Below are 1,637 nucleotides of genomic sequence, written 5' to 3'. Positions count from 1 at the left end.
AGGCCGCGCGCCTCGCTGGCAATGGCGGACATGCGATCGCCATAGGCGACACACGCGTTGCTCCTGCCGGTGTGCTTGACAGGCTTCTCCGGCGGTGGAGGTGAAGCGATCGGCTGGGATGGCGTCGTGACACAGGATGTGCCGGACCAAACCGCTGAAACAACTTGGTCGGATTTCCTTCGTGCCCTGACCCTGAAACAGTATTTGGTGTTCGGGTCTGCCGAGGTCCGGAAGCCGACATTGTTTATTGTGCTGGTCTCCTCCTGGTGTGGTGTCGTGTGGTAATCGAAATAGGAACGTATCCAACATTGCCCCAGTTGCGTGTCGCCTGCGCAGAAAACCGGCGGCGCGTACTTGTTCCCATTTTTGGTCATCTCGACCTCGAAGCCGACCAATTCGGGACGCATTCCGCCGATCGTGAAGAGGGATCCCGCCGTATTTTTCCAACTCAAGCAAAGGTCCAATGTTGTTTCGCCGCATAGCCCTATTCTCGGATCCGTCGGCGTTCCCGGGCGGTCGCGAGCGAATGCCGGGGTGGCGATTGCCGCGCATGACATGACCATAAGGCCGACGACCGATATCCGCAGAACTGACATGAGGGGCATTGTGCACTCCAAGACCGGTTGAATTGGTGTGTTGATAACCGCAGCTGAAATCCCGTCACGTGTCGTGAGGCGAAGCTCCCACTCGCCATCTGTTCCCAGACCGCGTCACCTTTCCAACACGCACTGAGCTGAGAGAGGCTCCACGGTCATCGCCCCGTCCGGCGCCCCGCTTTCCGAATCGTATCTGAGCCTGAAATCGACAAAGGCATCCTCGCCGCTCGACTCGTCCCTGTCGGCGAATAGGCCAATCCTCAGTCCCACTACGACATCGACGCCCCCTGGTGCCGGGGCGAGCTTCTGCAGGCACGCATCGCGCGCGGTGAGGAAAGCGTGGTTGTCGTCGGAATTTGACGCCGGATCGCGACTTTTCTCGATGTACGCTTCGAGATCGGCGCGAACCGGCAGCTTAATGCGGACTTTGTCGGTGCCATCCAGAGCCTCGCCGGGCGGTCTAACGGTGATCGAAAAGCTTCCGAAAGGTCCGGTGACCGTTACCGGGCCGGCCTCGTCCCCTGCGTACACAAACGTAATCGGTACAGCCCAGCTGGGGTTCATGACGTCGGCGCGCCCACATGTGAGCTTGACGTTAGCAGCTATTGTCACGTCCGATAGCACGAGAACCCCAAACATTACTAACGGCGGCAGGAGCAATCGGCCGATGGTGTATCCCGTCAAGGTCGCGTACGCCCCCCTGGCAGTCGCGGCCTTGATCGGCGGCTCCAATCCGAACGGCGCGACGATGCCCGAGCGCCACCCGCTATCTCCGTTTCGGCCTTTTTCGGCTATCATTGGGCGCCTTTCCCGGCTACTGCCGCGTTCCGTTCCAGCTGCCTTCGATGGCGTCGGGATTGTTGCCGAAATTGTAGCCGCCCGCGAACGACTGGCCATCGCTGGAGAGCGTGAACTTGCCGCTGCCGCGGGTGCCGTCCTTCTGGATCCAGGAGAAGCGCAGCACGTTGCCGCTCACCTTGCCGGTGATTTGCCCGGCGCTGCCGTCATTACCTTGGTAGCGGCCGGAGACGCCGTTGCCGT

The 1,637-nt window shown here is 60.8% G+C and carries 3 protein-coding genes; all 3 read right to left on the bottom strand.

Annotated elements, in window-relative coordinates; translation table 11 throughout:
• Nucleotides 1-452: hypothetical protein (locus tag M653_RS1000000137180; protein ID WP_198028858.1), on the bottom strand; the 452-nt coding region annotated here is incomplete at its 3' end.
• A 258-nt stretch (nucleotides 453-710) separates the two neighbouring features.
• On the bottom strand, nucleotides 711-1,394 hold the full coding sequence (locus M653_RS0131055; RefSeq protein ID WP_032936595.1) for a hypothetical protein: 684 nt from the start codon (nucleotides 1,392-1,394) through the stop codon (nucleotides 711-713).
• A gap of 16 nt (nucleotides 1,395-1,410) precedes the next feature.
• Nucleotides 1,411-1,637: hypothetical protein (locus M653_RS1000000137490; RefSeq protein ID WP_032936593.1), on the bottom strand; the 227-nt coding region annotated here is incomplete at its 5' end.

The organism is Mesorhizobium sp. WSM3626, assembly GCF_000513935.1.
Lineage (GTDB): Bacteria > Pseudomonadota > Alphaproteobacteria > Rhizobiales > Rhizobiaceae > Mesorhizobium > Mesorhizobium salmacidum.
The sequence above is the reverse complement of the archived record's forward strand: the minus strand, read 5'-3'. Positions and strand labels throughout refer to the sequence as shown.

What these genes read in the sequence shown, in the direction of transcription:
- M653_RS0131055 (WP_032936595.1), bottom strand. Translation starts at nt 1,394, where the DNA reads ATGATAGCCGAAAAAGGCCGAAACGGAGATAGCGGGTGGCGCTCGGGC.